The following is a 15,614-nucleotide window of genomic DNA, read 5'->3' as shown; positions in this document are numbered from 1 at the left end:
CATTCGTCGGCATTTTAGTGTTTTGATTAGCAATAAGCCAAGAGAACGGGCCTATTCGATCAGTGCTGCATGAACAGGGGGCGGCGCGGTGGATATTCTTAAGAGATGGATGTCGCTTCAGGTCGATCTCGGCAATTTCGACAGCCGTGCGGCGGTCTATAATTTTGCCTTGAAGATGACGTTTCGCGCCGTTCTGCTGGCCTTTACCTTCAACATCGCCTTGCTGCCGCTGGGATATGCGCTGGGACTCTTGCCGTTGTCGCTGGCCGACTCGGTCAAGTTGTCCGTCGCCTGCTCGTGGCTGTTCGGCGGTGCGGTGTCCGGTGCGCTTGCGCTGATCACGGGGCATGTCATTCGAGACCTGACGGTGTCTCGCGCCGAGTTCGAGCGTCTCAGCCTCACTGACATGTTGTCCGGCCTGTTGAACCGGCGCGCCTTCAACGCAACTTTGGCCGAGACCGGTGCCGGGGCTTCGCTGGCGATCCTGGACCTCGACCGCTTCAAGGCCGTCAACGACTGCCACGGCCACTGCGCCGGCGATGAGGTGATCAAGGCGGTGGCGGAAGTCCTGCGCGAGGTATTCGGCGACCAGCATCTGATGGCACGGCTCGGTGGCGAGGAGTTCGGCGTAATCGTCCGGGGCGGGGGCGTCGCGCAGCGGATCGCGCTGGTGGAGCGGGCCCGCAACCTGGTCGAAGCACGGGCGATCTATTGCGACGGTGTCGCCATCAGCACGACGGTTTCGGCCGGCATCGCCGAGTTCGGCCCCGAGCGGCGTCCGGAGAGTGTCTATTCTGCTGCCGACAGTGCCCTCTACCGGGCGAAGGCCGGGGGGCGTAACCGCGTGGTCCACGAGGCCGAGCAAGCGGAGGCGGGTCCTCTCGAGAGCCATGGCAACGAGACCATGCATATCGGCATGATGCACTTCTCCGGCGAGCAGGTCCCGGCGGCCGGCTGAAACTTCAGCCTTGCTGTTTGCCTCTTGTTTTTGCATGGTTGAAAAATAACCAGTTCGGGAAAGCCATGCGCCGCGTTACCACCTATCTCCCCGCCGGGACGTCCGAAGAAACCATCGTCGGCTCCGTCACGCTTGGCCATGACGAGCGGCATCTGAGGCGCAAGCTGCTGCATCTCGAGGACGGCGACATGGTGATGCTCGACCTCAAGCAGCCCGTGCTTCTCGCCCATGGCGACCTGCTGCTGATGGACGACGGTCAGGCGATCGAAGTCAGGGCGGCCGAGGAAAAGCTCTTCGCGATCCGGCCGCGCGACCGGCTGCACCTGATCGAACTGGCCTGGCATCTCGGCAACCGGCACCTGCCGGCGCAGATCGAGGAGGAGCGTATCCTCATCCTCAGGGATCATGTGATCCGGGACATGCTGACCGGCCTCGGCGCGACCGTCACGGAGGTCACGGAACGCTTCCAGCCGATGCACGGCGCCTATCATTCCCATGGTGGCGGACATGCGAACCACAATCACGATCATGCCTGAACGCCCTTCCGGCACCGGCAATCCGCAGAGCCTGGTCCGGCTGATGACCTGGCTGTCGCCGGGCTTTCCGGTCGGCGGTTTTGCCTATTCCGGCGGGCTGGAGGCGGCGGTCGCCGAGGGGCATGTGTCTGGCGCCGACGATCTCGCCATTTGGCTCGAAACCCTGCTTGACGCGGGGTCGCTGCGCAATGATGCCATCCTGCTTGCCGAAGCGCACCGCGCCTTCGCCGATGCCGACCGGCTGGCGGAAGTGGCGGCCCTGGCCGCGGCGCTGGCCGGCTCGGCCGAGCGCTACCATGAGGCGGTCAACCAGGGCGATGCGTTCGTCGCCGCTGTTTCCGCCTGGCCGCAGCCGGTCCTGGCCTTGCTTGACCCAAGCACGGCCTACAGCATCGCGGTGGGGGCGGTCGCCGCAGCCAACGGCGTCGCGCTCGCCGATGCGCTGGTCGCGTTCCTGCAGGCGCAGTGCGCGCAACTTGTCTCCGCCGCCATCCGGCTCAGCGTCATCGGCCAGCGTCAGGCCGTGGCGATCCTCGCCGGGCTGGAGGGGCAGTTGATCGCAAAGGCGCAGGCCGTCGAGCCCATGGGGCTCGAGGATCTCGGTTCGGCGACGGTGCTCGCCGACCTGCTGTCGATGCGCCACGAAACCCAGTATTCTCGGTTGTTCCAGTCATGAGCACGCTCGCCGTCTTCCTCGCCGTTGTGCTTCTGGCGATCGCCGTGCTGCATCTTGCATGGGCCGCAGGCTCCACCTTTCCCGCGACGAGCGAAGGGGATCTTGCCCGGATGGTCGCGGGCTTTGCCGACCGGGACCATATGCCGCCGCGTCCGGCTTCCGCGCTGGTCGCCGGGGCGCTCGGCGTCGTCGCCTATGTCGCGCTGGCGCTTGGCTCCGTCTGCGGCTGGCCGTTCTGGACCTGGTCATTGCCGGCGGCAGGCGTGGTTGTGGCTTTCGTCTTCCTCGCCCGCGGCGTCGCGGCCTATGTCCCGGCCTGGCGTGCACTGGTTCCGCAGGAGCCTTTCGCGAGCCTCGACCGGCGCTATTATGGGCCGCTCTGCCTCGTCATCGGCGTGGGCTTCACTCTTCTTGCAACAGGATACACGGCATGAAATCGGCAAACGGACCCTTGCGGGTCGGCATCGGCGGACCGGTCGGTTCGGGCAAGACGGCGCTCACCGAAAAGCTCTGTAAGGCGATGCGCGACGATTACTCCGTCGCCGTGGTCACCAATGACATCTACACGCGCGAGGACGCCGATGCGCTGATCCGCATGCAGGCGCTTACCTCCGACCGCGTCGTCGGGGTCGAGACCGGCGGCTGTCCGCATACCGCAATCCGCGAGGACGCCTCGATCAATCTCAAGGCCATTGCTGATCTCAATGCCCGCATTCCCGACCTCGACGTGGTGTTCATCGAATCCGGTGGCGACAATCTGGCTGCGACCTTCTCGCCGGACCTCGCCGACGTGACGATCTACGTGATTTCGGTCTGCCAGGGCGAGGAAATCCCGCGCAAGGGCGGGCCGGGCATCACCCGCTCGGATCTGCTGGTGATCAACAAGAAGGATCTCGCACCCTATGTTGACGTCGACCTTGACGTGATGGAGGGCGATGCCGGGCGCATGCGCGCCGCGCGGCCCTTCGTCTTCACCGACATGAAACGCGGCGAGGGCATCGACGAGATCGTCCGCTTTCTCAAGGAAACGGGCGGGCTTTGAGGGCCCGCCCGTTCGAATGGCTGGAGACGGTGCGTCTGATCAGATCTGCTTCAGCGCGCTGATGTCGGCGATCTGGATGATCCGGCCGCGAACCGTCACGCCGGCGCGCTTCAGCGACGAAAAGGCCCGCGACAGGGCTTCAGGGGCAAGGCCCAGCTTTCCGGCCAGCAGACTCTTCTGGAAGGGCAGGCGGATCGAGGCCGAGCTGCCCTCCTGCGGGCAGTTGTCGAGCAGGTAGTGGGCGACGCGCTGCGGCGCGGTCTGCAGCCGGTCGTTGGCGATGCAGTCCATCGTGTTGCGAAGGTGGTTCGACAGGCACTGGATGATGGCCTTGGCCACGTCCTTCTCCTGTTCGGCCAGCGCCCGTACCTTCTGCAGCTCGAAGCGCGCGACCGTGATGGTCTCGGCGGCCTGCGAATTGTAGAGATACTGGTCGCCCATCGCCAGCAGGCATTCGGCAAAGGTGTCGCCGGGGCCGCAGATGCGGATATCCGCCTCGCGGCCGTCCTTGTTCAGCCGGAACAGCCGGACATAGCCGTTCAGCACGCAGTAGAAACTTTCCGCCGCCTCGCCTTCGCGAAAGAGGATGTCCCGCGCTTCATAGTTCATCACCGTGGCGATCTCGAGCATGCGCGCCTGCGCGCTCGCACCGAGTGATGCCATGAAGGGCGTCCTGAGCAGGGTGTTTTTGTCGCGTGTGTTCAATTTCAAAATCTTGTTCACGGTTTTCGGCTCCAGATTGCGTTCCTGGTGGAGCGCGTTGGCCAGTCTCGGTGAAAAACGGCAAGGCGGGGATGACGCGAACGTGCTCGCCTCGTCCGGCCGACGGCTCCGCCATGCCGGCATTCGGCACACGATCCGTCACGCAACTCCGGTGTTCCGTGGCCGGAAAGGGTGGGACTGGCAATTGCGTCCCGTCTCGCTCCCTGGCCAAGAAACCACCCTCACCTCGCTTGTTTCTCAGCAAGGTAACGATAGGCAAGGCGGGGAACGGGTGAATTGATTTCGATCAATCACCTTGCCCGATACAGCGATTTTGGCCGAAATTTACATGAAACACAGAAAAAGCCGGGCGTTTGCCCGGCCATCTTCTTGTTTGTTGGTCGTTCACTCCGCCGCGAGCGGCGGCAGGGAGATGAGCTTGGCGCTCTCACCGCTCTTGCGCGGCGGTTCGGGCAGGCGCTTCTCCACTGCGGCAAGGCGCTCTTCCATGGTCGAAAGGGTCGCGCTGTTGCGTTCGGAGATGTCCGTCAACGTTTCGGCGGAGAGGGGAAGGCGCTCCTCCTCCTTCTTGCCGACCATGCGGCTGAACAGCCAGCCGAGCAGGCGCGACAAGTCGTCCATGATGAGGAAGAAGGCGGGCACCACGAGCAGGCTCATCACCGTCGAGACGATGATGCCGCCGATGACCGCGATTGCCATCGGCGCGCGGAACGAGCCGCCTTCGCCGACCCCGAGCGCCGAGGGCAGCATGCCCGCCGACATGGCGATTGAGGTCATGATGATCGGCCGGGCACGCTTGCGGCCCGCCTCGACCATGGCTTCGACGCGCGCCACGCCCTGGTGGCGCATCTCGATGGCGAAGTCGACGAGCAGGATGGCGTTCTTCGTCACGATGCCCATCAGCATGAGGATGCCGATCAGCACGGGCATGGAGAGCGCGTTGTTCGTGACGATCAGCGCCACCGCCACACCGCCGATGGCCAGCGGCAGCGACAAGAGGATGGTGAACGGCTGGATCACGTCCTTGAACAGCAGGATCAAGACGGTCAGCACGAGCAGCAGGCCGAGCAGCATGGCATTGAGGAAGCTCTGCTGCATTTCGTTCTGCACTTTGGTGTCGCCGCTTTCGGCCAGTCGCACGCTTGCCGGAATATCGGCCTCATCCACCGCCTGGCGGAAGGCTGCGGACGCCGTGTCGAGCGCCACGCCCTGGGGCAGGTCGGCGCCGATGGTGACGACGCGGTTGCGGTTGTTGCGCTTGATCGAGCTGACACCTTCGGAATAGTCGATGTCGGCGACGCTGGCGAGCGGCACGGTAGCGCCGGTCGCGGTCTGTATCTTCAAAGCCCGGATGGCGGCCAGATCGGTTCTAAGGTCGAGCGCGGCCTGGACCCGGATCGGGATCAGGCGGTTGTCGAGCGATATCTTCGACAGCGCGGCATCGATGTCGCCGATCGTGGCGACCCGAACGGTCTCGGCGATCTGGCTCGGCGTGATGCCGAGGCGGGCCATTTCGTCCTTGCGCGGGCGGATCTGCAGCTCGGGCCGGGGCAGGGCACCTTCGGCGCTGACATTGGCCAGCGATGGCACTGTGCGGAGCTTGGCTTCCAGCAGGCCCACGGCATCGTTCAGCTCTTCCTCGTTCTTCGACAGGAAGTTGAAGGCAAGGTCGCGTTCGCCGCGGTCGTTGAGCTTGAGCACGCGGATGTCGGCGATCGGCCTCAGCCTTTCGAAGACTTCGCGCTCGATGTCCCATTGCGGACGGGTGCGGCCCTCGACCGGCAATTTCGGCAGATAATCGCCGACCAGCGGAATGCCGCCGATACCCTTGTTGACGATGGTCTTCAGCAGGGAATGCTCGATCTTGATCAGGTTCAGCGTCACGCTGGCGCGGCGCAGTTCCATGTCGCCCTTCGGCGAGGCGCCGCCGAGGATGAAGGTGCTTTCCACGCCGTCGAGATCCTTGACCGCGGCGTAGATCTCATCGGTCTTGGCCTCGGTTTCGGCAAGTGTCGCGTTCGGCGGCAGTTCGACGGAGAGCGTAACGCGGCCGGCATCTTCCGGCGGCAGGAAGCTGCCCGGAACCTGCGCGAGCAGCATCACCGATCCGACGAGGAAGGCGAAGGCGCCGATCAGCGTGGCATAGCGGGCATACCAGTGCGTCGTGGTGGTGCGCACCAGCCGCGTATAACCCTTCATGAAGGCGCTATCGTTGTCGTGATGGTCGTCCATCGCGTCTTCGGAGCGCATCAGATAGGCGGCCATCAGCGGCGTGATCAGGCGCGCCACCATTAGCGAGAAGAACACCGAGAAGGCGACGGTCAGGCCGAACTGGATGAAGTACTGGCCGGGAATGCCCGGCATGAACGACACCGGCACGAAGACGGCGATGATGGTGAAGGTCGTGGCGATGACGGCAAGGCCGATCTCGTCCGCCGCCTCGATGGCCGCTCTATAGGGCGTCTTGCCCATCTTGATGTGGCGCGCGATGTTCTCGATCTCGACGATCGCATCGTCGACGAGGATGCCGGTCGCGAGCGTCAGTGCCAGGAAGCTGACGAGGTTGAGCGAGAAGCCCATCATGTCCATGATCCAGAAGGTCGGGATCGCGGACAGGGGCAGGGCGACGGCGGAGATCAGCGTGGCGCGCCAGTTGCGCAGGAACAGGAAGACCACGATGACGGCAAGGAGCGCCCCTTCCAGAAGCGTGTGCATGGCGGCTTCGTAATTGCCGTAGGTGAAGTAGACCGAGTCGTTGATCAGCTCGATGTCTACATTCGGGTATTCGCTGCGGACCTGGGCGAGGCTGGCACCGACGGTTTCGGCCACCGACACTTCGCTGGCGCCCTTGGCGCGGAACACGGCGAAGGTGACGACCGGCTCGCCGTTGTAGCGGGAGAACGACTTCTGTTCTTCGTAGGTATCCTGGACGGTGCCGAGATCGGACAGCTTGACGAAACGGCCGCCGGAAAGCGCGATCGTGGTGTCGGCAAGGTCGGAGACGTTGCGCGCATCGCCCAGCGTGCGGATCGCCTGCTCTGCGCCGGCCACCTGGCCACGGCCGGAGCCGATATCGACATTGGTGCCGCGCAACTGTCCGTTGACGTCGGCGGCGGTGATCCCGTAGGCGTTCAACCGGTCGGGGTTGAGCTCGACCCGGATTTCCCGGTCGGCGCCGCCGTAGCGGTCGATACGGCCGATGCCGGGCTGGCCCTGCAGCGCGCGCTTGATCGTGTCATCGACGAACCAGGACAATTCCTCGAGCGACATGTTGGGCGAGGAGACGGCAAAGGTCTGGATCGCCTGCCCTTCGACGTCGACCTTGGTGACGATCGGTTCCTCGACGGAGGCCGGCAGGTCGCCGCGGATGCCATCGATGGCGTCCTTGACGTCCTGAACCGCCTGTTCCGTCGGAATTTCCATGCGGAACATCACGACCGTCTGCGACTGGCCATCGGTGACGGTCGAGGACAGTTCGTCGACGCCGGTGATGCTGGCGACGGCGTCCTCGATCTCCTTCGTCACCTGCATTTCCAGTTCGGCCGGAGAAGCCCCGCTCTGCTGAACGGTGATGGCGACCAGCGGCACATCGATGTTCGGGAAGCGGGTGATCGGCAGGGCAAGGAACGACTGCACGCCCACGACCATCAGCAGGAAGAAGCCGAGGATCGGTGCGATCGGATTGCGAATGGACCAGGCGGAAAAATTCACGGCGTGCTCCTGCTCAGTTCGACTCTGCCGACGTCTCGTCGCGGACGGGATTGATGTGGTCGCCGTCGCGGACGAAGGCGCCGGCCTTGGCGACGACGACGTCACCCTGCTTCAGCCCGTCCTTGATCTCGATGAAGGCGCCATCCTGGATGCCGGTCTCAATCTTGACCTGCTTGACCACGTTGTCGGTGACCAGGCGCGTCGTCGTGCCGTGCTTGTCGGTGGTGATTGCCGACAGGGGCAGGGCCACGCCATCGGCCTCGGCAATGATGATCTCGGCGCTCGCATACATGCCGGAGCGCGCGCCCTGGTCGTCGTCGATGGCGACGTGGACTGCGCCGAGGCGCGTCTGCGGGTCGATCACCGGCGAGATCAGCCGCACGGAACCGTCGAGCGTCGTGCTGCCGCCGGCGACCTTGATCCTGGCCTTCTGTCCGAGCCGCATCTTCAGGATGTCGGTTTCCGAAACATCGGCCACGAGTTCGATCTCGCCGTCACGGATGATGGTGAACATCGGCTCACCGGCGCCGCTGGCGATCCCGCCGACCTTGGCGTTGCGATCGGCGATCAGGCCGGCGACCGGGGTCTTCACATCGGTGCGGGCGAGCTTCAGGTCGATGTCGGCAAGCTGGCTCTCGACAACCTTGATGTCGGCTTCCGCAATCGCGATGGCCTGCACCGTGCTGTCCACCTTGGCAATGGCGCTGGTTGCCGTGGTTTCGGCCTGCTCGATCGAGGCCTTGGACAGCGTTCCCGACTTGCCCAGGGTCTGGGCGCGCTTGTACTGGCGTTCGGCTTCGGCGGCTCCGGACTTCGCGTCGCCGAGCTGTACCTTGTACTGGGCAAGCGATGCTTCGGCCTTGGCCTTGGTCGCCACCAGCTGGCTCTTCTGCAGAAGCAGGCTGTCATCGTTCAGCCGCGCCACGACCGCTTCTGCCGCGACGCGGTCGCCCACATCGGCTTCGAGCGAGCGGATCGACAGGCCTTCGACCTGCGGCTGCACGTAGATTTCCTCGGTGGCCTTGATCGTCCCCGTTGCGACGATCCGGTCGACCAGCGCACGCGTGCTCGCCTCGGTCACGATGATGGACGGCAAGGACGGCTTCGGCTGGCTCGCCGGCACATCTTCGGCGGCGGCGGCAAACGGGAAAAGGGCGACGGACAAAACAAGCAATCCGGCAGTGACGTTCGTAGAGCGGACCATGTGTCCCTTCCGAGTTTTCTGGACAGGCTATCAAAAAATCATGGAATGCGGGCATTACCGGCCGGAACGTACGGTTCCCGCCTCAAGGAGGCCGGTATAGCGTCTTTGCAGCCGAACGACAATTCTACGGATTGTATCGTCTGGAACTTTAGTTGGTATCGACGCGGCCTGATACAAGTCCCGGCAAGGGATCTCGAAGCCTCTAATTTTTTAGTCTGCTGCGGCGCACAAATCAATGTGCAATGCGTTTCCGAATTACGGGCGGCTCCGGCACTGGAAACGCTATGCTATTCACGCGAAAAGGCGCCCGGACCTGGATCCGGACGCCTTCGTTTCGAATGCCAGCCCTGGTTTTACTTAAGGGCTTCGTTGGTGATGTCGAGCGTGTAGGCGCCGACCGGCTCCTTGGTGATGACCGGGTCGGAACCGCCGCCGAGCAGGGTGGCGACGGTGCGCTTGTAGTCGGCTTCGTCGAGCGCGCCGTTCGAGCCGGCGGTGAGCTTGGCGACTTCGCCCATCATGCGCTTCTGGTGGGTTTCTGTCTGGGCGCCCGAGGCGTCGTTTTCGAGGACGATCCCGGCTGCGTCATCCGGGTTCTCTTCGGCCCACTTCCAGCCCTTCATCGAGGCGCGGACGAACTTGACCATCTTTTCCTTGAAGGCGGCATCCTTGAGCGAATCCTCGAGGACGTAGAGGCCGTCTTCGAGGGTGGCTACGCCTTCCTTCTCGTACTGGAACGTCACCAGGTCTTCGGCCTTGATGCCGGCGTCGATGACCTGCCAGTATTCGTTGTAGGTCATGGTCGAGATGCAGGCGGCCTGCTTCTGCAGCAGCGGGTCGACGTTGAAGCCCTGCTTGAGGACGGTGACGCCACCTTCCGAGCCGTCGGTCTTGATGCCGAGCGTCGCCATCCAGGACAGGAACGGATATTCATTGCCGAAGAACCAGACGCCGAGCGTCTTGCCCTTGAAGTCTTCCGGCTTGGTGATGCCGGTTTCCTTGAGGCAGGTCAGCATCATGCCCGAGGCCTTGAACGGCTGGGCGATGTTGACCAGCGGAACGCCCTTTTCGCGGGTGGCGAGAGCGGACGGCATCCAGTCGACGATCACGTCGGCGCCGCCGCCGGCGAGAACCTGCGGGGGGGCGATGTCCGGGCCGCCCGGCTTGATTTCGACGTCGAGACCTTCGGCTTCGTAGAAGCCCTTGTCCTTGGCGACGTAGTAGCCGGCGAACTGGGCCTGGGTGACCCATTTCAGCTGCAGCGTCACCTTGTCGGCAGCGGCCGCCTGCATGGCGGTCAGCGAGACGGCGCCGGCCAGCAGCAGGGATGCGAGTTTCAATGTCATTTTGGTTCCCTCTTTCTTATTTACGCCTGTCCACCACGGACAGACGGATGCCAGAAGGTGACGGCGCGCTCGGCGAGCGCCACCACCCCATAAAAGATCGATCCGGCGAGCGCGGCAACCGCAATCTCCGCCCAGACCATGTCGACATTGCTGCGCCCCACTTCCGTGGAGATGCGAAACCCCATGCCGACGATCGGGGTGCCGAAGAACTCCGCCACGATCGCGCCGATCAGAGCCAGCGTGGAATTGATCTTGAGCGCGTTGAAGATGAACGGCCAGGCGGCCGGCAGGCGAAGCTTCACCAGCGTCTGCCACCACGATGCCGCATAGGTGCGCATCAGGTCGCGTTCCATGTGGCTCGCGGCCGACAGCCCCTGCACGGTGTTCACCAGCATGGGGAAGAAGGTCATGATGACCACCACGGCGACCTTGGACTGCCAGTCGAAGCCGAACCACATGACCATGATCGGCGCGACGCCGACCATCGGCAGGGCCGAGACGAAATTGCCGATCGGCAGCAGGCCCTTTTGCAGGAAGGGCGAGCGGTCGACCAGGATGGCGACGGCAAAGCCGAGGCCGCAGCCGAGCGCATAGCCGGTGATCACCGACTTGAGGAAGGTCTGCTGGAAATCGGCCCACAGCGTCGGCACCGAGGTAATGAGCCTGGCCCAGATCATCGACGGTGCCGGCAGCAGGATCGAGGGGATGTTGAAGCCGTGCACCAGGCATTCCCAGATGACCAGCAGCGTCGTCCCGAAGATCAGCGGCACGGCGATGTTGACGATGCGGCGCACCATGCGGTCCTTGAAGGTCCGGCGCACCAGCCATTCGTTGAGGCCCCAGGCGGACAGCCAGAAGACGAGGGCGAAGACGAGATATCCGTTCATGGCTTGGCCCCCATGCGAGCGAGCACCCGGGCGTGGGCGACGCCGACGATCGACACCAGGATGGCGGCAAGGCCGGCGGCCATGAACAGCGCCGCCCAGATCTGGATGGTCTGGCCGTAATAGGAGCCGGAGAGCAGCCGCGCGCCAAGGCCGGCAATGGCGCCGGTCGGCAGTTCGGCGACGATGGCGCCGAGCAGCGAGATGGCGATCGCCACCTTGAGCGAGGTGAAGAGATAGGGCATCGAGGCCGGCCACCGCAGCTTCCAGAAGGTCTGGGAGGGGCTCGCATGATAGGTGTGCATGAGGTCGAGCAGAATGGTGTCGGGGCTTCTAAGTCCCTTCACCATGCCGACGACGATCGGGAAGAAGGACAGATAGGTCGAGATCAGCGCCTTGGGCAGGATGCCCGATATGCCGACCGAGTTCAGGACGACGATGACCATCGGCGCGATGGCGAGAATCGGAATGGTCTGGCTGGCGATCACCCAGGGCATCAGCGACCGGTCCATGGCCCGGTTGTGGACGATGCCGACGGCCAGCAGGATGCCGAGCACGGTGCCGATCACGAAGCCGAGCAGGGTCGCCGAAAGCGTGACGCCGGCATGGTAGACGAGACTGCGCTTGGAGGTGACCGCCTTGTTCACCGTGGTGTCCCACAGTTCGACGAAGATCTGGTGCGGGGCGGGCAGCACCGGCCGCTCCTGGGCAAAGGTACGCTCGACCACCTGGGAAAAGGTGATCTCTTCCCCCGCCCGCGCCGCCTGGTCGCGCACGAAGGGTGCGTTGAGGTAGACGACGAAGATGTGCCAGACGACGAGGATGGCGAGGATGACGGTGAGGACCGGCAGGATACGGTCGCGGAAGAGGGAGGGGGAGGTCATGGGCGGCCTCCGATCTTCAGGCTTTTACCCCCCTCTGCCCTGCCGGGCATCTCCCCCTCAAGGGGGGAGATCGATGTGCGGACGACGCTCGCCCTTCCTCTGGCGTGGTTTGCGATGGTCGAACGGAAACGGTGTGCTCCCGATCTCCCCCCTTGAGGGGGAGATGTCACGAAGTGACAGAGGGGGGTAACCCTCTCTGCCACGTGGAAGATTCCAGTGCCCCTCATCCGCCTGCCGGCACCTTCTCCCCGTCTTGACGGGGAGAAGGGACGCGTGGCACCGCCGTGGCCGTTCCCTCTCCCCGCCTGCGGGGAGAGGGTCAGGGTGAGGGGCATCTTCATGGCGTGGAAGAGGGAAACACTATTCCTCATAAGAGTGCCCCGCCTTCAGGCCCTCGCGGACGCGGTGGGCGATTGCGAGGAATTCCGGGGTCTCGCGGATCTCCAGCGGGCGCTCGCGTGGCAGCGTCGATTCGATGATGTCGGTGACGCGGCCGGGGCGGGGGCTCATGACGACGATCTTGGTCGACAGATAGACCGCTTCCGGGATCGAATGGGTGACGAAGCAGATCGTCTTGTCGGTGCGGTCCCAGAGTTTCAGCAGTTCGGAATTGAGATGGTCGCGGACGATTTCGTCGAGCGCGCCGAAGGGCTCGTCCATCAGCAGAAGGTCGGCGTCGAAGGCGAGCGCGCGGGCAATCGAGGCGCGCTGCTGCATGCCGCCCGACAGCTGCCAGGGGAATTTCTTGCCGAAGCCGGTGAGGTTGACGAGCTCCAGCGTCTGCTCCACCCGCTTCTTCTGCTCCTCCTTGGAAAAGCCCATGATCTCCAGAGGCAGGGCGATGTTCTTTTCGATCGTGCGCCAGGGATAGAGCGCCGCCGCCTGGAAGACATAGCCGTAGGAGCGGTCCTTGCGGGCGTTTTCCGGCGTCATGCCGTTGACGGTGATCGTGCCCGAGGTGTGTTTTTCGAGATCGGCGATGACGCGCAGGAAGGTGGTCTTGCCGCAGCCGGAGGGGCCGATGAAGGAGACGAAGTCGCCCTTCTTCACCTCGAGATCGACATTGGACAGCGCGTGGACCGGCCCGTCTCCCGTCTGGAAGGTGAGACAGAGGTCCTTGGCGGACACGACGGAAAAGGGAGCGGTCATCGATGGGAACCTATGGGCTTTCTTGCAAAGGCGCCAAGCCTCTTGCACACTATCAATACATGGCCGGCGCGGGCCGGCCTATCGGACTTTGCGGGAATTTCGGAGATCATGGAGGAGTGCCAGCATGGATACGTCATTGAAACCCACCTGCCGGATCGTTCGGCCCGGAAGCACCTATGACGGCAAGCAGGGCCTGAGCTATTTCGCCGGCATTTCGGCCGAAACGGTCGGCTCGCAGGCCATCTGCATGCACCTTCTGACCATGCCGCCGGGCGCGAGAGCCAAGGCCCATCTGCACGAGAACCACGAGACGGCGATCTACTGCCTGTCGGGCCAGGCGCATACCTGGTACGGCGACCGGCTGGAAAACCACGTGATCCTGCATGCCGGGGAACTGATGTACATCCCGGCCGGCGTGCCGCACCTGCCGGCGAACCTCTCCAACGCGCCCTGCACGGCGCTGATCGCCCGGACAGATCCCAACGAACAGGAAAGCGTCGTGCTTCTGCCGGAGCTCGACGCGCTGGTGGAGGTTTGAGGCTCCACTTCTCCCCGTGGGGGAGAAGTTGGCTTCGGCTGTGGGCGCTTCACCCCCCTCTGTCCTGCCGGACATCTCCCCCTCAAGGGGGGAGATCGGACCCCGCCAGCCGTTTGGCAGATGGCCAGGATGGGACCCTTGGCGCGCAGTCATTGAACATGCCGGCGACCTCGCATCTCGTTCGAGACAGCGGTTGGTGGCCGATGGGCGGGTTCCGCCAATCGCGGTTCCTTGAAGCGATCGAGCGGCCAGCCGCACCCGATCTCCCCCCTTGAGGGGGAGATGCCCGGCAGGGCAGAGGGGGGTAACGCCAGCCGCCAACATCATCAGAGACTCACACCCCCGTCGCCGGAAAACCGGTGCGTTCGACCTTGCGCGGGGCGACCAGTTCCTTCCACGTCGACAGCGCCTTGTTGACGGCGGTGAAGGGTTCTCGGCTGACGAACTGGCCGTGGCCCTCCTCGGTCTTGACCGTCGCTTCCTCGATCACCACCTTGCCGCGCGATAGCGTGAAGCGCGGCAGGCCGGTCACCTGCTTGCCCTCGAAGACATTGTAGTCGATCGCCGATTGCTGGTTCTTGGCCGAAATCGTCTTCGAGCGCTTCGGATCCCAGACGACGAGGTCGGCATCGGCGCCGACGAGGACCGCACCCTTCTTCGGATAGATGTTGAGGATCTTGGCGATATTGGTCGAGGTGACGGCGACGAACTCGTTCATCGTCAGGCGGCCGGTCGCCACCCCATAGGTCCACAGCATCGGCATGCGGTCTTCGAGCCCGCCGGTGCCGTTGGGGATCTTGGCGAAGTTACCAACGCCGAAGCGCTTCTGCTCGGTGGTAAAGGCGCAGTGGTCGGTGGCGACGCAGGAGAGCGAGCCCGACTGCAGGCCGGCCCACAGACTGTCCTGGTGCTGCTTGTTGCGGAAGGGCGGCGACATGACGCGGCGGGCGGCATGGTCCCAGTCCTTGTCGAAATATTCGCTCTCGTCGAGCGTCAGGTGCTGGATCAGCGGCTCGCCATAGACGCGCATGCCCTTCTGCCGCGCGCGGCGGATCGCTTCATGGGCCTGTTCGCACGACGTGTGCACCACATAGAGCGGCACGCCGGCCATGTCGGCCAGCATGATGGCGCGGTTGGTCGCTTCGCCTTCCACTTCGGCGGGGCGCGAATAGGCGTGGGCTTCCGGACCGTTGTTGCCTTCGGCGAGAAGCTTTGCGGTCATCGCCGCCACCACGTCGCCGTTTTCCGCATGGACGAGCGGCAGGGCGCCCAGTTCGGCGCAGCGCGAGAAGGAGGCGAACATCTCGTCGTCGTTCACCATCAGCGCGCCCTTGTAGGCCATGAAGTGCTTGAAGGTGTTGATGCCCTTGTCCTCAACGATCGTCTTCATCTCGTCGAAGATGCGTTCGTTCCAGCCGGTGATCGCCATGTGGAAGGAGTAGTCGGCATTGGCGCGGCTGGTCTTGTTGTGCCACATCGAGAGCGCGTCGAGCAGCGACTGGTCGGGCGCCGGCAGGCAGAAGTCGACGACCATGGTGGTGCCGCCGGCAAGGCCCGCGCGCGTGCCGCTTTCGAAGTCGTCGGCGGAGTACGTGCCCATGAAGGGCATTTCGAGATGCACATGCGGGTCGATGCCGCCCGGCATGACATAGCAGCCCGCCGCGTCGAGAACCGTGTCGCCCGAAAGCTCCGGCCCGATCTCGACGATCACGCCGCCTTCGATCTTCACGTCCGCCTTGTAGGTGAGATCGGCGGTGACGATGGTTCCGCCCTTGATGACTGTGCTCATGTCGTTTCACCCCATGTCGTATTCGTTCTTGTGATAGTTCGCGCCTCGGGCGCCCCCTCATCCGGCGCTACGCGCCACCTTCTCCCCGCTGGGGAGAAGAGGTCACGCCGGCGTTGTCGGCGCCGCAAGTTGGAGCCGAGCAGATGCATTTTTGAAACGGCCGCTGAGAATGGC

At 64.1% G+C, this 15,614-nt stretch carries 15 protein-coding genes; 7 read left to right on the top strand and 8 right to left on the bottom strand.

The annotated features are described in order from the left end of the window. The first annotated feature begins 88 nt into the window (after window positions 1-88). The 5 genes from L867_RS24845 (at window position 89) to ureG (ending at window position 3,212) form a co-directional block, all read left to right on the top strand. The gene (locus L867_RS24845; protein ID WP_084638495.1) at window positions 89-958 is read left to right on the top strand and encodes a GGDEF domain-containing protein; all 870 of its coding nucleotides are present in this window, start codon (window positions 89-91) and stop codon (window positions 956-958) included. 65 nt (window positions 959-1,023) lie between these two features. Beyond that, on the top strand, window positions 1,024-1,494 hold the full coding sequence (gene ureE / locus L867_RS0108035; protein ID WP_028736393.1) for an urease accessory protein UreE: 471 nt from the start codon (window positions 1,024-1,026) through the stop codon (window positions 1,492-1,494). Continuing rightward, a complete protein-coding gene (locus L867_RS0108030; RefSeq protein ID WP_232363909.1) occupies window positions 1,466-2,170 on the top strand; it encodes an urease accessory protein UreF in 705 nt (234 codons plus the stop codon). The genes ureE and L867_RS0108030 overlap by 29 nt, the downstream gene beginning before the upstream one ends. Further along, on the top strand, window positions 2,167-2,604 hold the full coding sequence (locus L867_RS0108025) for a DUF3995 domain-containing protein (protein ID WP_028736391.1): 438 nt from the start codon (window positions 2,167-2,169) through the stop codon (window positions 2,602-2,604). Before L867_RS0108030 ends, L867_RS0108025 begins: the two co-directional genes overlap by 4 nt. After that, window positions 2,601-3,212: an urease accessory protein UreG gene (gene ureG / locus L867_RS0108020; protein WP_028736390.1), complete on the top strand. Its 612-nt coding sequence runs from the start codon at window positions 2,601-2,603 to the stop codon at window positions 3,210-3,212. Before L867_RS0108025 ends, ureG begins: the two co-directional genes overlap by 4 nt. Before the next feature lie 39 nt (window positions 3,213-3,251). On the opposite strand, the gene L867_RS0108015 is transcribed toward ureG, so the two are convergent. Beyond that, a complete protein-coding gene (locus L867_RS0108015; protein ID WP_232363908.1) occupies window positions 3,252-3,875 on the bottom strand; it encodes a Crp/Fnr family transcriptional regulator in 624 nt (207 codons plus the stop codon). Here L867_RS0108015 and L867_RS27935 point away from each other — a divergent pair. Continuing rightward, the gene (locus L867_RS27935) at window positions 3,874-4,215 is read left to right on the top strand and encodes a hypothetical protein (protein WP_232363907.1); all 342 of its coding nucleotides are present in this window, start codon (window positions 3,874-3,876) and stop codon (window positions 4,213-4,215) included. The two genes, L867_RS0108015 and L867_RS27935, sit on opposite strands and share 2 nt — an antisense overlap. A 104-nt stretch (window positions 4,216-4,319) precedes the next feature. On the opposite strand, the gene L867_RS0108010 is transcribed toward L867_RS27935, so the two are convergent. The 6 genes from L867_RS0108010 to L867_RS0107985 form a co-directional block, all read right to left on the bottom strand. Continuing rightward, a complete protein-coding gene (locus L867_RS0108010; protein ID WP_028736388.1) occupies window positions 4,320-7,646 on the bottom strand; it encodes an efflux RND transporter permease subunit in 3,327 nt (1,108 codons plus the stop codon). A 13-nt stretch (window positions 7,647-7,659) separates the two neighbouring features. Then, window positions 7,660-8,850: an efflux RND transporter periplasmic adaptor subunit gene (locus L867_RS0108005; protein WP_051438879.1), complete on the bottom strand. Its 1,191-nt coding sequence runs from the start codon at window positions 8,848-8,850 to the stop codon at window positions 7,660-7,662. A gap of 353 nt (window positions 8,851-9,203) precedes the next feature. Beyond that, window positions 9,204-10,196 carry an ABC transporter substrate-binding protein gene (locus L867_RS0108000; protein ID WP_028736386.1) on the bottom strand — a complete coding sequence of 331 codons (993 nt, stop codon included), beginning with the start codon at window positions 10,194-10,196 and terminating at the stop codon, window positions 9,204-9,206. A 20-nt stretch (window positions 10,197-10,216) separates the two neighbouring features. After that, window positions 10,217-11,083 (bottom strand): ABC transporter permease, encoded by an 867-nt coding sequence (locus L867_RS0107995; protein WP_028736385.1) that lies wholly within the window; start codon window positions 11,081-11,083, stop codon window positions 10,217-10,219. Further along, on the bottom strand, window positions 11,080-11,964 hold the full coding sequence (locus L867_RS0107990) for an ABC transporter permease (protein WP_028736384.1): 885 nt from the start codon (window positions 11,962-11,964) through the stop codon (window positions 11,080-11,082). The genes L867_RS0107995 and L867_RS0107990 overlap by 4 nt, the downstream gene beginning before the upstream one ends. A 360-nt stretch (window positions 11,965-12,324) precedes the next feature. Beyond that, complete coding sequence (locus tag L867_RS0107985; RefSeq protein ID WP_028736383.1) at window positions 12,325-13,113, bottom strand: ABC transporter ATP-binding protein; 789 nt, start codon at window positions 13,111-13,113, stop codon at window positions 12,325-12,327. 124 nt (window positions 13,114-13,237) lie between these two features. Here L867_RS0107985 and L867_RS0107980 point away from each other — a divergent pair, with 124 nt between their 5' ends. After that, on the top strand, window positions 13,238-13,651 hold the full coding sequence (locus tag L867_RS0107980; protein WP_028736382.1) for a cupin domain-containing protein: 414 nt from the start codon (window positions 13,238-13,240) through the stop codon (window positions 13,649-13,651). Window positions 13,652-13,985: 334 nt separating this feature from the next. Here the strand turns inward: L867_RS0107980 and hydA are convergent, their stop codons facing one another. Further along, on the bottom strand, window positions 13,986-15,440 hold the full coding sequence (hydA, locus tag L867_RS0107975; protein ID WP_028736381.1) for a dihydropyrimidinase: 1,455 nt from the start codon (window positions 15,438-15,440) through the stop codon (window positions 13,986-13,988). Between the last annotated feature and the right edge of the window lie 174 nt (window positions 15,441-15,614).

This window comes from Paenirhizobium selenitireducens ATCC BAA-1503, assembly GCF_000518785.1.
Classification (GTDB): domain Bacteria; phylum Pseudomonadota; class Alphaproteobacteria; order Rhizobiales; family Rhizobiaceae; genus Allorhizobium; species Allorhizobium selenitireducens.
This window is presented reverse-complemented; position numbering and strand designations above follow the sequence as displayed.